Source organism: Chryseobacterium sp. UNC8MFCol, assembly GCF_000482305.1.
Classification (GTDB): Bacteria; Bacteroidota; Bacteroidia; order Flavobacteriales; family Weeksellaceae; genus Chryseobacterium; species Chryseobacterium indologenes.
The window spans coordinates 171,378-187,540 of sequence record NZ_KI535293.1; the positions used below are offsets into that span (position 1 = coordinate 171,378).

A 16,163-nucleotide genomic window follows, 5' to 3' on the forward strand; every position below is an offset into this window, starting at 1 on the left:
TACTAAATGCAGAGAACAGAGGAAAAGCAGTATAGAGATTTCTGGGACTGGTTTTTAACAATGGAAAAGAAATTTTATAACGTTGTTAAAAAAGGCGGACAGGATTCTATCGAAAAAGATTTTTTTGACGTTATGACACCTGTGCTTAACCAGATAAAAGACGGATATTATTTCCTGACCGGAATGGCCGATGAGCATACTGCAGAACTGATTATCACTGTAGATGGGGAAATTACGAATATTGTCTTTGCGGAAGAGCTTGTTGAGCTCGCTCGTAAGCTTGATCATTGGAAATTTACCGCTTTGAAACCTTCAATGGATATACAAAAGGTGAGGGTGAATATGGGCGATTATGAGTTCTCGAAAGATAATATTTCTTTTTATTCCAATGAACTGAAAGATTTCCGGGATGAGATTGATCTTGTTTTCGTGTATCATGATAAAGTTGAGAATAAAGATGCTGTTACTACAGGAGTTTGTATATTCTTAGATAACTTTTTGGGAGAATTAAACTTCGCCACACAGATTGATACTTTTACAGTCATAGGAATAGATCAGGCACAGAAAGAACTTGTTCCCATTGAAAAATTACAGGACTTTTTGTTATGGAGAGAAAGGGAATTCATAGAAAAGTATAAAAGTGTAAAAAGGGATGATGCCGAAGACGAATTCTCCATTCTCAGGGCTGATCTCGAAAACGGGAGACCTCTCATTGCCTGTATGAATATGCATCTGTTGGAATATGACGCAAAAGCATCATATCCATGGATCTCAGTGCTTACTTTTCATTTCAACGGAGAGCTCAATGACGGGCTTCCTGATAAAGGGGATTTTGAAAAACTTGGTGCTATAGAAGATCAGGCCATTGAAGAATTAAAAGGATACGGATACTTGTATATCGGACGCGAGACTGCAGATAATGTTAAAGAAAGTTATTTTGCAGGCAAGGATTTTAGAAAAATTTCAAAAGTCTTCAACGCCATCCAACTGAATAATCCTGAGTACAAAGTCTCTGTCAGAATTTTTAAAGATAAGTACTGGCAGTATTTTAAATATTATACCGGTCACTAAAAGCATGTTTTGCAGTGAATAGGTATTTATCCAACAATTAATACTAAAAGGCAGGAGGCAACAGGTGGAAACCATAAAAGTCTCCTGCCTTTTTTATATTTATGGAAGTTTCCTTATATTGTGCTGCGATTGCCGTTGATTTTTTCAAAAATGACGATGCTCTATAGTTCTTAAGTACGCTTCAGATAGGGGAAAACCTGGATATTTTCTCCATTCTCAGTGCTTTCAGTACAGCTATACACTTTACCAGGTGAACTTGTCTACACAATAAACGCGAAAATAAAAATGATGAATTTTAAAAATGTTAAATCTACTTTTAACAAAGGAGTTACCGTTCCAAGTTTAATCTTTATTATAGGAACCTGTTTTCTTTCTGCACTCTATCCCATAAAGACAGAGAGTATTCTGAATGAAATTAAACAATTCATATTTGTCAATTTAAACTGGGTATATGTATGGTCGGTCACTCTGTTTGTCATATTTTTAGTGTATCTGCTCTTTAGTAAATATGCCAATATAAAACTCGGTGCCAACGATAGTAAGCCGGAGTATTCTTTTTTCTCATGGATTTCAATGCTTTTTGCTGCAGGTATGGGAATCGGGTTGATCTATTTCAGTGTCGCTGAACCCATGCAACACTATTCTTCAGAAGTTTTCGCTGACAATCATTATGTAAGCAGAGCCAAACAGGCACAGCTATATACCTTTTTCCACTGGGGAATCCATGCATGGGCAATCTATGGGGTGGTAGGGCTTTCATTATCCTACTTTGCCTATCGCTACAGATTACCACTTTCGCTACGAAGCTGTTTTTATCCGCTTCTAAAAAATAAAATTAATGGAAAGTGGGGGAATGCCATTGATGTTTTTGCGCTTTGCTGTACCTTTTTCGGGATTACCACAACGCTGGGATTTGGAGTTGTACAGATCAGCTCAGGACTGAATGTCCTTCATATTACTCCTGAGAACAGCTTTATATATCAGGTAATTATTGTGGTTTGCCTCATCACTCTTTCCGTTATTTCTGCAATTTCCGGAGTGGGAAAAGGAGTGAAGTTACTGAGTAATATCAATATTGTAAGTGTTATTGCTCTTTTATTATTTGTACTGGCATTGGGACCAACGGTGTATCTGATCGGAAGTTTTACAGATGGATTGGGAAATTATATCAATAATTTTTTTAACCTTACCTTCAATACGCACGTCTATGAAAAAAATGCCCTCCCATGGTTCTATGACTGGACAATTCTGTATTGGGCGTGGTGGATTTCATGGTCTCCTTATGTAGGATTGTTTATTGCAAGAATATCCAAGGGAAGAACAATCAGAGAGTTTATCCTGGCTGTTTTGATATTGCCTACTTTGTTCAATTTTATCTGGATGTCAGTGTTCGGAAACAGTGCCATATGGTTCGATCTGAATATTGCTGGCGGGCAATTAAGTAAACTGGCAACAGATCCTGATGCCCTTATGTTCAGATTTCTGGAATATATGCCATTCTCATCTTTTACAGGCTTCTTTGTCATTCTCATCATTATTATCTTTTTTGTGACTTCAGCAGATTCAGGGATATTTGTAATGAACAGTATTGCCACGAAAAATTCCACAAAATCACCCAAATGGCAAATTGTATTCTGGGGAGTCTTACTGGCCGTTTTATCACTCCTGTTGCTTAATGTAGGCGGATTGAAGGCGCTCCAAAGTATGACCCTGATTACAGCATTGCCTTTTTCTATCATTGTGATCATGTTTATTGTCAGTTTGATGAAAGGTCTCAGCATCGATCAGAAATATTATGACAGAAACTTTTCGGAGTCTACAGTGCCATGGTCAGGTGAGTTCTGGAAGGAACGTTTAAAAAATATTGTTTCTTTTAAAGATAATTCTTCAGTTGACCATTTTATTCAGGTAAAAGCAAAAGAAGCCTTTACAGATTTACAGGCTGAGTTTGCTATGAATGGCATTGATGCTAAAATAAATCATTTTGAAAATCCGGTCAGGATTGAGATAGAAATTCATCAGGGAGTCGTTAATAACTTTGTATATGGAATCAGGAATCAGGTAAAGACAGTTTCTGATTATATCATTAATGAAGAGAATCTGCCCGATCTCGATAATAATAAAACCCATTACCCAAGGTCCTATTTTGGCGATGGCAGGGAAGGTTATGATGTACAGTATTTTACCAAAAATGAGCTTATTTCCGATGTCTTAAAACATTATGAAAGATTCCTGGAGATTATTTCCGAAGAAAGAAATGAGATGTTTGTTAGCAGTAATGCTAACAGGAATATGGAATAAAACACAGTATATTTTCTTTATAATGAATTCTTTGCATAATCTTTGAAAGCCACTTTTATATCTAAACAATATTAGCTAGCTTTACTGGATATAATGATGCAACTAAAATTGAATTTTACAGAATTATGTTTCAAAATATTTGGCAGGGTAGATTGGATGGAGAAGAGCTCCTTTTCCACAGGCTATTTCAGAGAGTAAAAGAAGAACACAATTACGACAATATTTCAACGGATGATTTCGTTTTGCATGGCTTTGCCGTAGATGAAGGAGTCAGGAGAAACAAAGGCCGTCAGGGGGCTAAAGATGCCCCGGATGTGATCAGGAAGAATATGTCTAATTTTCCGGTGGTTCTTCCGGATTTCTCACTGCTTGATTTTGGAAATATTACTTGTGAAGATGGTAATTTGGAAAACTCTCAGAACAGTCTTGCCAAAAATGTGTCAAAGGTACTTTTAAAAGGCGGAAAATCTCTTGTTCTGAGTGGAGGCCATGAGGTGACCTACGCACATTATCTGGGAGTAAAAACAGCCTTTCCGGAACAAAAAATCGGAATCATCAATATCGATGCTCATTTTGATAACAGACAACCCGAAAAAGGAGTAGGCCCGAGTTCAGGAACTGGATTCTGGCAGATTGCCCAGGAAGGCCCTATTAATTCTCTGCATATCGGTATTCAGAAAAACTCAAATACCCTAAAACTTTTTGACACAGCTCACCAATATGGAATGAAATATATCCTTGCTGATGAACTTTTTTTTGAAAACCTTCCCTCAATCTATCAGCGTATAGATGACCTGTTAAACAGTGTCGACTTTGTCTATCTTACCATTTGTATGGATGTTTTTAATGCATCTATCGCTCCGGGGGTTTCTGCTTCCGCATATAATGGTATCTTTGCAGATGCAACCTTTATGCATTTCTACAGACATATTTTAAAGAACAAAAAACTGGTTGCACTCGATGTGGCTGAGGTAAACCCGTCTTTTGATATTCAGGACAGGACGGCGAGACTGGCAGCATGTCTTGTGAATGAATGGTTAATGATGTAAGGTAAAATTATATTCTTCCGATAGAGAAAATCACTATTTTATGTATTCTTAAGGAACAGAATTTGCTGATTTTATCCGTGCTTTTAAAATGAAAGCGCTCATAAATTCATTAACTGAATTTAAAACAGAGATTATATTATGGAACAATCAATTGAAAGCAAGCTTATTAAAGCAGATAAAGCGTTTTCAGTATGGAGAAAAGTGCCGTTTGAGGAAAGGCAGAAGTTAATTGCAAAAGCAGCAGAAATTTTAAAAAATAATTCAGAAAAATTTGGCAGGATCATTACTACTGAAATGAATAAACCCATCTCAGAATCAATTGCTGAGGTGGAAAAATGTGCCTTGATGATGAATTATTACGCTGATGCGGAAAATATTTTAAAAGCCGAAAAAATTCAATCCGAATTTGCCTATTCTGAAGTTCATTACGTCCCGAAAGGAGTTATATTAGGAGTAATGCCCTGGAACTTTCCTTTCTGGCAGGTATTAAGATTCGCTACACCGGCAATTCTGGCAGGAAATACAGTCGTTTTAAAGCATGCTTCTATTTGTTTTGGAAGTGGAAATGCCATTGAAGAAGTTCTTTTGGAAGCCGGTTTCCCGGAAGGTATATTCCAGAATTTGGAAGTGGGGCATAAAGCGGTAAAAGAAATTCTTGAACACGATGCCGTGAAAGGAGTTAGTCTTACAGGAAGCGGAAAAGCAGGAGGAGAAGTGGCCTCTATAGCCGGATTAAATATCAAAAAATCTTTGCTTGAATTGGGGGGAAGCGATGCTTTCATCATTTTCGAAGATGCTGATCTGGAGACAGCAGCCCAAGCGGGTGCAAAATCAAGACTTCAAAACTGCGGACAAACCTGTACGGCAGCCAAAAGATTTATCATTGATGAAAAAGTTGAAGAAAAATTCTTACCTATTTTCATCGAAGAATATAAAAAATATGAAATAGGAGATCCTTTAAACAAAGAAACCAAATTGGCAGGAATGGCAAGACCGGACCTTGCTGATGAATTGGAAGCACAATTCAACAGGGCGCTGGAAAATGGTGCGGAAATCATTATTCCTTTGGAAAGAATTTCAGAGAATCAGTTTAAACCCGGTTTAATCAGGGTTCAGGAAGGAAACCCAATTTTAAAAGAAGAACTTTTCGGTCCTCTTGGAATGATAATGATTGCTAAAACGGATGAAGAAGCATTGCAAATGGCCAATGATATTCCTTTCGGACTTTCAAATGCAGTCTGGACCCAGGATAAAGCCCGTCAGTTATTCTTTATTGAAAACCTTGAATCAGGTACTGTAAATATTAACAGAATGACCAGTTCTGACCCGCGCTTTCCATTTGGTGGCTCTAAGGCTTCAGGCTATGGTACGGAGCTGTCTTTGCTGGCTTTAAAAGAGTTTGTGACGGCAAGAACCATTGTAGGTAATTAAAATCTTTGTAATGTCATTCCGAGGAAAAGAGGAATCTCAGGGATTTTTCGCTCCACTTCGCTCAGAAATCGAAGGTTCGACGGAGCCAATGACAGGTTATCCTTACTTACATACCACAACATAAAAAAACTCCCGGAAATTACTTTCCGGGAGTTTTTTTATGCTTTGACAAAAATTTGATTTTGCCTGTTGTCTATACTGTTGTCAATCTCAACGTATTGGTCTTACCACCTTCATATGAAGGAGTAGCATTGATATTGATCACGAAATCTCCTGTTTCAATATATCCGTAGTTATGCGTTAACATATTCACCTGGATGATCGTTTCATCAGTAGACTTTTTCATGTCATAATAATAAGCGTGTACTCCCCAAAGAAGGTTCAGCATAGTGATTACTCTTCTGTTGCCACTATACACAATAATGTGAGAGTTTGGTCTGTGAGCTGCAAGCTGGAAAGCGGTATATCCCGAATGGGTAAGCGTTACAATCGCAGAAACATTGGTTGTTTTAGCAATTCTAACCGCTGCAAGACACACCCTGTTTGTGATGAATCTTTCATCGATACAGTTGTAATCTTTCTCAATCGGCTCATTTTTATGTTGGTAGAAGTGAGTTGTTTCGATGTTTTTTACAATTTTCGCCATGTTTTCCACAACCTGTACAGGATATCTTCCTACAGAAGTTTCTCCGGAAAGCATTACCGCATCAGCACCATCCAATACGGAGTTGGCCACGTCATTTACTTCCGCTCTTGTTGGCGTTAAGCTGTTGATCATCGTTTCCATCATCTGGGTAGCAATGATTACCGGTTTTGAATAGAATCTAGCTTTCTCCACAAGGTTTTTCTGGATAGCAGGAACTTCCTCCATCGGAACTTCTACTCCCAAGTCACCACGGGCAACCATTAATCCGTCACATTCTACTAAAATTTCTTCAATATTTTTAACTCCTTCAGGCTTTTCAATCTTAGCAATAATAGGCGTTTTGAATTTACCGTTCGGATGTTTAGCGATCAGTTCCTTCAGATCGATAATATCCTGCGCATGACGTACGAAAGAAAGAGCGATCCAGTCTACTTCCATGTCAAGCATGAAGTTTGCATCCTGAATGTCCTTTTCCGTTAATGCAGGAAGAGATACCTGAGTATTGGGAAGATTAACCCCTTTTTTAGAACTTAGAGGTCCCCCTTGGATTGTTTTAGCCTTTACCGTATCCTTTTCATTTGTTTCGGTAACTTCCAATACCAGCTTACCATCATCGATAAGGATTCTTTCCCCAACTTTTACGTCCTGAGGAAACTGTTGGTAGGTCATATACACTTTGGTAGAATCTCCTTCCATCTTTTCATTCGTGAAGGTAAGAATATCTCCGGGGTTTAGGTAAGAACCTTCCTTTACCACCCCTACTCTTAGCTTCGGACCCTGCAGGTCTCCCAGAATACCCACTGAATAACCATACTCGCTGTTTAGCTCTCTAATTATTTCAATATTTTTTCGAACTAAGTCGTAATCTGCATGTGAAAAATTTATTCTAAAAATATCAACACCCGCTTTCATTAAATCTAACATTACCTCCTTCGACGATGAAGCAGGCCCTAGTGTTGCGATAATTTTTGTCTTCTTTAAATACTTATTCATAATACTGGATAATTTGATAAAGTTCCTCTTCAGAACTCAGTGTATAATCTTGAATTGGAAACACAAGATTTTCAGGGAGCAAAATTACGGAAAAATCAGGAAACTGTTCCGAACTATGCAGAATATATTCCACATCTACCTGATTATTTAATAAAAATTTAATGTTTTCTTCTCCTGTAAAGAGCTCGGTCTGAACTTTTTTTTGCTTACTTTCAGAAGATTTGTTTGAAATAAAAGTGAAACAGGTCTTTGAAAACTTGTGGTAGGCCTCAAATCGTGGAAAAAAATAATCATAATAATCCCCATGGAAGACAAGGTCTTTCTTTCTTGAGAAACTGAGGTTGTTGATTTGATTGATTTTGAAAAAAAACTCATGAGCGGGTATATCTTTTGCTAATCTTACCAATCCTATGGCAATATCTTCAAATTCTATATCATCCAGATCATAAAGTTTTTGAATTTCCAAGTATATTCTCCTTTTTATTTAAAATATAAAATGCCCTTTGTGCTGCCTTTTCCTCTGCCTTCTTCTTGGATGTTTCTGTTGCATTGGCAATTTTTTCATCACCCAGCCATACATGGCACCTGAAAACGACCGATTTGTTGACCTGTATCTCTTCGCAGGTTTCGTACTTTATAGTAACCTTCTTCTTCTGGCTCCATTCCAGTAGGAGACCTTTATAGCTGACAATTTTATTTTCAAGCTTATTAATTTCAGAAGGCGTCAGCAATTTTTCCATAATGATCTTTCGGCAAGTATCATAGTGGAAGTCCAGGTAAACGGCACCAATTAAGGCTTCAAATAAGTTTCCGGAGATATTTTCACCCAAAGCTGAAGAACTGTTTTGCTTTTGCAAAAGGTTGGTAAGTTTGAGATCTTCTCCTAATTTATTAAGGTTTTTCCTATTAACAATCTTAGACTTCATTTGCGTGAGATATCCTTCATTAGCCTGAGGATAAGTCTTGAACAAATGACAAGAAATAATTGTACCCAAAACAGAATCTCCTAAAAATTCAAGTCTTTCGTAATTGCTGTCTTGATTTTTAGAAGAATTTTTTAAAGAAAAAGCTTCGCGGTAAAGAGCAATATTCTGAACCTCCGTACCCAGAACCTTGTTGAGTTCGGTACTGAGAAAATAATCTCTTTCCGTTAGCTGTCTTTTTCTTTTTTTGAGAAGGAATTTAGAAAAGTATTTCTGTAACTCCATTCAGTGAATTTAGATTTTCTTAAATAGAACACAAGCGTTATGCCCGCCAAATCCAAAAGTATTACTCATGGCTACTTTTACATCTTTCTTCACAGCATCGTTAAACGTAAAGTTCAGTCTGCTGTCAATCTTTTCATCATCAGTAAAATGGTTTATGGTAGGAGGAACAACACCATGAATAATTGTTCCCAACGCAGCGATAGCTTCAATGACACCGGCTGCTCCTAAAAGGTGACCTGTCATTGATTTTGTAGAATTAATCTGAATGTCATAAGCGTGCTCGCCTAATAATTTCGAAATTGCATTAGATTCTGCAATATCTCCTAATGGAGTAGACGTACCATGCATGTTGATATGGTCTACTTCATCAGCAGTTAAGCCTGCATCATCCAAACAGTTTTTCATTACAAGATAAGCGCCAAGGCCTTCAGGATGAGGAGCTGTCATATGATATGCATCTGCACTCATACCACCTCCCAATAATTCTGCATAAATGGTAGCCCCACGTTTTACCGCGTGCTCGTATTCCTCAAGAATGATACATCCTGCTCCTTCACCCAGCACAAAGCCATCTCTGTCTTTGTCAAAAGGTCTGGAAGCCGTTTTTGGATCATCATTTCTTGTAGAAAGTGCCATCATTGCATTGAATCCACCGACACCACTTGCTGTAACGGCTGCTTCTGAGCCTCCACACACAATCACGTCTGCTTTTCCTAGCTGGATCAGCATCTTGGAATCAATAATAGCATTAGCTGAAGATGCACATGCAGATACCGTTGTATAATTCGGTCCATGGAAACCATACTCGATGGAGATCTGACCAGGAGTCATATCAGCAATCATTTTAGGTATGAAGAAAGGATTGAATCTAGGGATTTCCGTATTGGCCCATCCCAGAACTTCCGTTTCAAATGTTTCCAGACCTCCGATACCGGAGCCCCAAATTACACCCACTCTGTTTTTATCTACATTATCTTCAATAATGCCTGAATGTACTACTGCCTCTCTGGCAGCCACAAGTCCCAGTTGAGTATTTCGATCCATTTTTTTAGACTCTTTCTTATCGAAATGCTGTAACGGATCGAAGTTTTTTACTTCACAGGCGAACTTGGTTTTAAAGTTTGTGGCATCAAAAAGAGTAATCGGAGCGGCACCGCTCTCACCTTTCACAAGATTTTCCCAGTATTCTTTTGCATTATTTCCAATCGGTGTTATTGCTCCAAACCCGGTTACAACTACTCTTTTTAATTCCATAAACTTTTTTTAATTTCTTTTTTGTTGAAGAATATTATTTATTTACTACTTCCTCGATGTAAGCGATAGCGTGTCCTACAGTAGTAATTTTTTCAGCTTGATCATCAGGGATTTGAATGTTAAATTCTTTTTCAAATTCCATGATTAACTCAACTGTATCTAGTGAGTCAGCTCCTAAATCGTTAGTGAAGCTAGCTTCAGGAGTTACTTCTGTTTCTTCAACGTCAAGCTTATCAGCGATGATAGCTTTTACTCTTGATGCAATGTCTGACATAGTAAATTATTTTTTTAATTGTTAGATGGTGCAAATATATAAAATTCTTTACGATAAAACATTTTTTTAGTCTTTTTTGTGGACAGGAAGCTTTCATTTCGGATCCGGATAGTTTAGTGTTTTAGTTTTCAGTTGTTTATATTTTGTTGGATTAGAGAGGCTTAATTTTTATTTTGTGATAAACTTGATTATTTTATGAGTAAATAGTTTAAAAACAGGCGGGTTTTATCTTTTTCAGGACGAAAATGAATCTGGGATCTATGCTTTTTACCTATATTTGTGTGTTATGAAATTAACTCGTTAGCTTTTTTGGATAAACATATCATATTTTGAAAGAACAGTTTTGAAGTGTTCCCTTATTTCTATTGTTATATTTAAAAGCTAAAAAATGAAAAATTTCTTTGAAAGCCCTTTTAAAGGCAAAATCATACAAGACCATATCCAGAATCCCAATATTATAGCCGGTAAATATTCCTATTATTCAGGATATTATCATCGGCATTCTTTTGACGACTGTGCCCGTTATCTTCTTCCGGACAGAAATGATGTAGATAAGCTGATTATCGGATCTTATTGTTCTATAGGAACCGGAGCCAGTTTCATCATGTGCGGAAATCAGGGGCATCGTCATGACTGGATTTCCAGTTTTCCGTTTTTTTATATGTCTGAAGTAGATTGCTTCCAAAGTAGTAAAGATGCTTTTCAGCCTGCAGGAGATACTGTTATTGGAAATGATGTCTGGATCGGAGGTGAAGCAATGATTATGCCCGGAATCAAAATAGGAGACGGTGCGGTAATAGGAAGCCGTGCATTAGTGACTAAGGATGTGGAGCCCTATACAATTGTTGGTGGAAATCCTGCCAGACCTATTAAAAAAAGATTTACCGATCATCATATCCAACTCCTTCTTGAAATGAAGTGGTGGGAGTGGAGTGAAGATATTCTTCAGGAAGCCATTCCTATACTTTGTTCAGCGGACATTGATACCCTGTATAAATTTTATAAAAAAATAAAATAATTGAAAAGTCCCAATTTAGGGGCTCTTTTCTTTTTAAAAGTTGAAGATTTCAGGGATGGAATAGATGAGGGTTATGGAATGAGCTTTTTAACAAAGTGAAATTGAACTTTTCAACAAATTAGTTGTGGTTGTTATTGACAGAAATTTGTATCAAACAAAAATCAATAAGACAATGAAAAAAGTTTGGTTTATCACAGGAAGCTCAAAAGGCTTAGGAAAAAGCCTTGTAGAAGCAGTATTATTAAAAGGAGATGATGTTGTGGCAACCGCAAGAAATCCTCAGCAATTAAATGATTTAGCAGGACAATATCCCAAACAGCTGCTGACGATAGAACTGGATGTTCAGAATAAAGAACAGATTTATTTTGCAGTAGATAAAGCTGTGAAACATTTTGGTAAAATAGATGTCCTGGTAAACAATGCAGGATTCGGAATTACAGGGGCAGCAGAAGCTTTTACTTACGAACAGGTCAGAAATCAACTGGAGGTGAATCTATATGCGCCTATTGAAATAACGAGAGCTGTTTTGCCTCATATGAGAAAAGAACGGTCAGGGCATATTCTGCAAATCAGTTCAATTGGAGGTCGGGTAGGAAATGCAGGACTTTCTATGTATCAGGCTGCTAAATTTGGCCTTGTAGGTTTTTCGGAATCTTTAAGCAAAGAAATTGCTCCTTTGGGGATCAGACTAACCTGTATTCAGCCTGGTGGTTTCCGTACCGAGTGGGCGGGATCTTCGATGAGTTTCGCAAAAGATATTGAAGGATATGAAACCACTGTTGGAGGAGTGAAAGAACATTTGACTTCAGGAAAGTTTCTTCCTATGGGTGATCCGGCAAAAGCCGCAAAAGTAATGATTGATATCGTGGAAAATGAAAATCCCCCATTACATCTGGTTTTGGGAAGTGAAGCTGCTTCAATTTTAAAAGCAACGGATGAAAAAAGAAAAGAGGAATTTGAAAAATGGCTAGATGTAACGGTTTCAACCGATCATGACGATGCTGTAAATATCTTTGAGACGGAATACGGAAAACAATATTTAGCGCATAAAGGAATTTCGTTAGAATAATAACCCAGCCGTTATTTTTTTGAAAACTCATTTTATACCTTTGTCATATCATGAAATCTAAAAAAGAAGATGTTGGCAATATTGTATACTCCTGCTACACTGAGCTGAGCCGGCAGGGTGAGCATTTTGTGTCTGATCATGTCTTGAGCTACCAGATTTCCGGTGATTTAATTTTAAATGACGGCTTGCACAATTATTCGGCAAAAGACGGCTCAGTTCGTTTTCTGAGAAGAAATCAGCTGTTGAAATTTATAAAGCAACCTCCGCCGGATGGAGACTTTAAATCTTTATCCATTTATTTAAATCAGCAAATTCTCAGAGATTTCAGCCTTGAATATCATATGATTGCAGAAAAAAGAGAATACAATAAGCCCGTATGTTTTTTACATGAGAGCCCTGAAATTCGGAATTACATGAATTCACTTTTATTGTACCATGATCTGGGCAAACTTTCCGATCAAAGACTGGTAGATTTAAAAATAAAGGAAGCACTATTCCTGTTATTGGAGGAAATACCGGAGATGAAAAATATTTTATTTGATTTTACGGAACCGGGTAAGATAGATATCGAAGCTTTTATGAATAAGAATTTTCATTTTAACGTCCACCTGGATCGCTTTGCTTATCTTACAGGAAGAAGTTTGGCAACTTTTAAACGTGATTTTGAAAAGATTTTCGGAACTACTCCCGGAAAATGGTTGGTTCAAAAAAGATTGCAGGAGGCTTATTATTTAATTGCAGAAGAAAGAAAAACAGCTTCTGAAATCTATTTGGATCTGGGGTTTGAAGATCTTTCCCATTTTTCATTTGCTTTTAAAAAACAATTCGGCTTATCACCAAGTATGGTCTCCTAAGAATCACCTGTTGTGTTCCGCTGACCTTTCGCACTGTTTTTGCTTTATTTAATAGTATAATCACTTAAATACTATTATTATGAATAACGTAATCGGACTTATCGCAGGCAGTTTACGAAAAGAATCCTTTTCCAAAAAAATTGCCAGAGCCCTGGTTTCTATGGCACCTCCGGGATTTGAATTTACTATAGTCTCAATCGAAGATTTGCCCATTTATAACCAGGATTTTGATGATCATAACAATGTGCCTGAATCGTATGTGAAATTCAGACAGGTTATTAAAAGCCTCAATGGAGTCATTTTCATTACTCCTGAGCACAACCGATCTGTACCGGCTGCATTGAAAAATGCTATCGACGTCGCTTCAAGGCCTGCAGGTAAAAACGTCTGGGATGGAAAACCTGGGGCCGTATTCAGCAGTTCACCAGGAAATTTGTCTGCCTTCGGTGCCAATCATCACCTGAGACAAAGTCTCGTTTTCCTTAATATTCCTGCGATGCAGCAGCCGGAAGTGTACCTTCCTCATATAGATAAAGTATGGGACGAAAACGGAAGCTTGAAAGACGAGGATACCATAGATTTTCTTCAAAAGGCTGTAGATGCCTACATTGAATGGTTTAAAAAGAATAGTTGATTATTATAAAAATAAAAAACCACTGAGAAAAATCAGTGGTTTTTGTATTTTCTGTGGAGTTGGAGGGATTCGAACCCTCGTCCAAACAAGCAATACATAAGCTTTCTACATGCTTATTCTACTATTAATTTTCGACGGGAAGCAGAGAGCAGACACCCAACTTCCAGCTTATCTTCTAAAGTTTTCGTGTTGTAGCCGAAGCTTCTACAACCTTATTTCCGCATTCCTATATCCCAGAATCAAACGCCGCAGAACAGAGCATTTGTGGAATATCTTGCTTCCCTACTGAAATCTTCGGGAAAACGCTTGAATCTACTATACTTCGATATTAAGCTGCAAGAGCGAACTCTTCGTTGCCAGTTAAAATTTTGTAGCAAGGGATTATAGAGATCGCGCTACGGTTCTCTGCATGCTTACTTACCCATTGGTCTTGCTGTCGAAACCAGTCAACCCCATGAATAAAGTGAATGCAAAGATAATGCTTTTTGTTTACATTTCATTAATGTAGATGGTTTTAATAGAAATTAGGAAACAAAATGAGTAACCTGAAGTTATTAAGAATTGAATATCCAGTCATTGTGGATAAAATATTATTGCTTGGTAATGGGCTTTAATACGGACTTTTTTAACAGTCATAGGGTGGAGTATTGATTGTTTATTACAATATATTTTGTGTTCTCATAAAAATTGTCTAGTTTTGCAATCCAAAATGAGATGTAAAATATGTTAATAATTCCAGTAAAAGATGGAGAATCCATCGACAGAGCTTTAAAAAAATACAAAAGAAAATTTGATAAAACAGGTACAGTTCGTCAATTAAGATCTAGACAAGCGTTTATCAAGCCTTCTGTAACTTTGAGACAAGCTAGGCTAAAAGCAGCTTATAAGCAAAGAGCACTTAGTAAAGAAGAGCAGGCTTAAGAATTTTCTTAAATCACATATTAATTCACTTCTTAAATTCTTATATTTGAGGAGTGAATTTTTATTTTTATACCTATAGGCGATGTTGGATAAATTTTTAGAATATTTACAATTCGAAAAGAGGTATTCTCCCCATACCATTACAAGTTACAAAAAAGATCTTGGTGACTTCTCCTGTTTTTATCTCAAAACAGAATCATCAGAAGATATTTCCAAAGCCGATAAAAAAGTAATCCGAAACTTTATTGTAGACCTCAGTGAAAATAATATTTCCAAGAGAAGTATCAACAGAAAACTATCTTCGCTCCGAAGTTTTTTTCTTTTTCTTCTTAAAATAGGTGAAATTAAAATTTCTCCCGTAGAAGGTATCTCATCCCTGAAGTTTTATGCTGAAAAACAGATTCCTATGTCTAAAGAAGAAATGAACGATCTTCATGACAGGGTTTTTGAGCAGACCCACGACATCCTGGAAAAATGTATTGTAGAAGTATTATATCAGACCGGAATGAGGAAGGCAGAGCTTTGTGGCCTGATATTTGAAAATATTGATTTAAATGAGAATGAATTAAAAGTCATTGGAAAAGGGAATAAAGAAAGGGTAATTCCGGTTTCCAAAGAACTGTCTGAGCTTCTCAGGAGTTATCTTGAAATCAGAAAACCGCAGACAGAATATATCTCATATTTTTTTGTAAATAAGAAAGGGAAAAAACTCAATGAAAAATTTGTTTATGTGGTAGTTAATAAGTACCTTAGTCTTATAACAACAAAGGAAAAAAGAAGTCCTCACATCCTTCGCCATAGCTTTGCTACTCACGTGTTGGATAATGGGGCGGAGATCTCCAAAGTAAAAAAAATATTAGGGCATTCCAGTCTTGCCAGTACTCAAGTCTATACGAATGCCAATATTGAACAATTGAAAAAAGTGTTTAATCAGGCTCACCCTCGAGCAACAAAAAAAGAAGAATTATGAAGATTTCAGTACAATCAATTGGTTTAACTCCACACGAACCACTAGAATCACACATCGAAAAAAAAGTAAGCAAACTAGACACCTTCTACGACAAAATCCAGGATTGCAAAATCTTTTTGAAAGTAGAAAATAATTCGGATAAAGCGAATAAAACAGCCGAGATTATTCTGGCGGTTCCGGGAGACGATATCGTAGTAAAAAAGACATCTACAAGTTTTGAAGAAAGTTTGGACCTTTGCGTTGATACTGCTAAAAAGCTACTAATCAAGAAAAAAGAAATGGCTTAAAGAAAAAAGTTAAAAAAAGTTTATAAAAAATTTGAGAATTCAAAAAATCCGTTCTATATTTGCACTCGCAAAAAAGGAACAGCGATCTTTTGAATTCTTTTTTAATTTGCCTCCATAGCTCAGTTGGCCAGAGCACGTGATTTGTAATCTCGGGGTCGTGGGTTCGAATCCCTCTGGAGGCTC

The 16,163-nt window shown here is 37.0% G+C and carries 16 protein-coding genes, 1 tRNA gene and 1 other RNA gene; 12 read left to right on the forward strand and 6 right to left on the reverse strand.

Annotated features, from left to right (window positions below):
- Positions 1-6 precede the first annotated feature (6 nt).
- From M030_RS0122685 to M030_RS0122700, 4 genes are all read left to right on the forward strand, one after another.
- Positions 7-1,071 (forward strand): DUF695 domain-containing protein, encoded by a 1,065-nt coding sequence (locus M030_RS0122685; protein WP_027375506.1) that lies wholly within the window; start codon positions 7-9, stop codon positions 1,069-1,071.
- A gap of 285 nt (positions 1,072-1,356) precedes the next feature.
- Positions 1,357-3,372 carry a BCCT family transporter gene (locus M030_RS0122690; RefSeq protein WP_027375507.1) on the forward strand — a complete coding sequence of 672 codons (2,016 nt, stop codon included), beginning with the start codon at positions 1,357-1,359 and terminating at the stop codon, positions 3,370-3,372.
- A 125-nt stretch (positions 3,373-3,497) separates the two neighbouring features.
- Positions 3,498-4,421, forward strand: coding sequence for a formimidoylglutamase (hutG, locus tag M030_RS0122695; protein ID WP_034722984.1), 924 nt, complete (start codon positions 3,498-3,500; stop codon positions 4,419-4,421).
- A gap of 138 nt (positions 4,422-4,559) precedes the next feature.
- Positions 4,560-5,852 carry an aldehyde dehydrogenase family protein gene (locus tag M030_RS0122700; protein ID WP_027375509.1) on the forward strand — a complete coding sequence of 431 codons (1,293 nt, stop codon included), beginning with the start codon at positions 4,560-4,562 and terminating at the stop codon, positions 5,850-5,852.
- 193 nt (positions 5,853-6,045) lie between these two features.
- Here the strand turns inward: M030_RS0122700 and pyk are convergent, their stop codons facing one another.
- Genes pyk through M030_RS0122725 form a run of 5 tightly spaced genes read right to left on the reverse strand, consistent with a single transcriptional unit; the run spans position 6,046 to position 10,227 of the window.
- The gene (gene pyk, locus M030_RS0122705) at positions 6,046-7,491 is read right to left on the reverse strand and encodes a pyruvate kinase (RefSeq protein ID WP_027375510.1); all 1,446 of its coding nucleotides are present in this window, start codon (positions 7,489-7,491) and stop codon (positions 6,046-6,048) included.
- Positions 7,484-7,957, reverse strand: a complete 474-nt coding sequence (locus tag M030_RS0122710) for an IPExxxVDY family protein (protein WP_027375511.1) — start codon at positions 7,955-7,957, stop codon at positions 7,484-7,486. Before M030_RS0122710 ends, pyk begins: the two co-directional genes overlap by 8 nt.
- Entirely contained in the window at positions 7,935-8,699 is a 765-nt protein-coding gene (gene rnc, locus M030_RS0122715) for a ribonuclease III (RefSeq protein WP_027375512.1), read from the reverse strand. The genes M030_RS0122710 and rnc overlap by 23 nt, the downstream gene beginning before the upstream one ends.
- A gap of 9 nt (positions 8,700-8,708) precedes the next feature.
- A complete protein-coding gene (gene fabF, locus M030_RS0122720) occupies positions 8,709-9,953 on the reverse strand; it encodes a beta-ketoacyl-ACP synthase II (RefSeq protein ID WP_027375513.1) in 1,245 nt (414 codons plus the stop codon).
- 34 nt (positions 9,954-9,987) lie between these two features.
- Positions 9,988-10,227 (reverse strand): acyl carrier protein, encoded by a 240-nt coding sequence (locus M030_RS0122725; RefSeq protein ID WP_002976354.1) that lies wholly within the window; start codon positions 10,225-10,227, stop codon positions 9,988-9,990.
- Positions 10,228-10,615: 388 nt separating this feature from the next.
- On the opposite strand from M030_RS0122725, the gene catB reads away from it, so the two are divergent.
- The 4 genes from catB (at position 10,616) to M030_RS0122745 (ending at position 13,802) form a co-directional block, all read left to right on the forward strand.
- Positions 10,616-11,245 (forward strand): type B chloramphenicol O-acetyltransferase, encoded by a 630-nt coding sequence (gene catB, locus M030_RS0122730; protein ID WP_027375514.1) that lies wholly within the window; start codon positions 10,616-10,618, stop codon positions 11,243-11,245.
- A 172-nt stretch (positions 11,246-11,417) separates the two neighbouring features.
- Complete coding sequence (locus M030_RS0122735; protein WP_027375515.1) at positions 11,418-12,314, forward strand: oxidoreductase; 897 nt, start codon at positions 11,418-11,420, stop codon at positions 12,312-12,314.
- A gap of 50 nt (positions 12,315-12,364) precedes the next feature.
- Positions 12,365-13,168 (forward strand): helix-turn-helix domain-containing protein, encoded by an 804-nt coding sequence (locus M030_RS0122740; RefSeq protein WP_027375516.1) that lies wholly within the window; start codon positions 12,365-12,367, stop codon positions 13,166-13,168.
- A 79-nt stretch (positions 13,169-13,247) separates the two neighbouring features.
- Positions 13,248-13,802, forward strand: coding sequence for an NADPH-dependent FMN reductase (locus M030_RS0122745; protein WP_027375517.1), 555 nt, complete (start codon positions 13,248-13,250; stop codon positions 13,800-13,802).
- Positions 13,803-13,853: 51 nt separating this feature from the next.
- On the opposite strand, the gene ssrA is transcribed toward M030_RS0122745, so the two are convergent.
- Positions 13,854-14,256: a transfer-messenger RNA gene (gene ssrA / locus M030_RS25345) on the reverse strand.
- A 269-nt stretch (positions 14,257-14,525) separates the two neighbouring features.
- Here ssrA and rpsU point away from each other — a divergent pair.
- The 4 genes from rpsU (at position 14,526) to M030_RS0122765 (ending at position 16,162) form a co-directional block, all read left to right on the forward strand.
- Complete coding sequence (gene rpsU, locus M030_RS0122750; protein WP_027375518.1) at positions 14,526-14,723, forward strand: 30S ribosomal protein S21; 198 nt, start codon at positions 14,526-14,528, stop codon at positions 14,721-14,723.
- Positions 14,724-14,805: 82 nt separating this feature from the next.
- A complete protein-coding gene (locus tag M030_RS0122755) occupies positions 14,806-15,693 on the forward strand; it encodes a tyrosine-type recombinase/integrase (protein ID WP_027375519.1) in 888 nt (295 codons plus the stop codon).
- The gene (locus M030_RS0122760; RefSeq protein WP_027375520.1) at positions 15,690-15,980 is read left to right on the forward strand and encodes an HPF/RaiA family ribosome-associated protein; all 291 of its coding nucleotides are present in this window, start codon (positions 15,690-15,692) and stop codon (positions 15,978-15,980) included. The genes M030_RS0122755 and M030_RS0122760 overlap by 4 nt, the downstream gene beginning before the upstream one ends.
- A 108-nt stretch (positions 15,981-16,088) precedes the next feature.
- A tRNA-Thr gene (locus M030_RS0122765) sits at positions 16,089-16,162 on the forward strand.
- The last annotated feature ends 1 nt before the right edge of the window (position 16,163 follow it).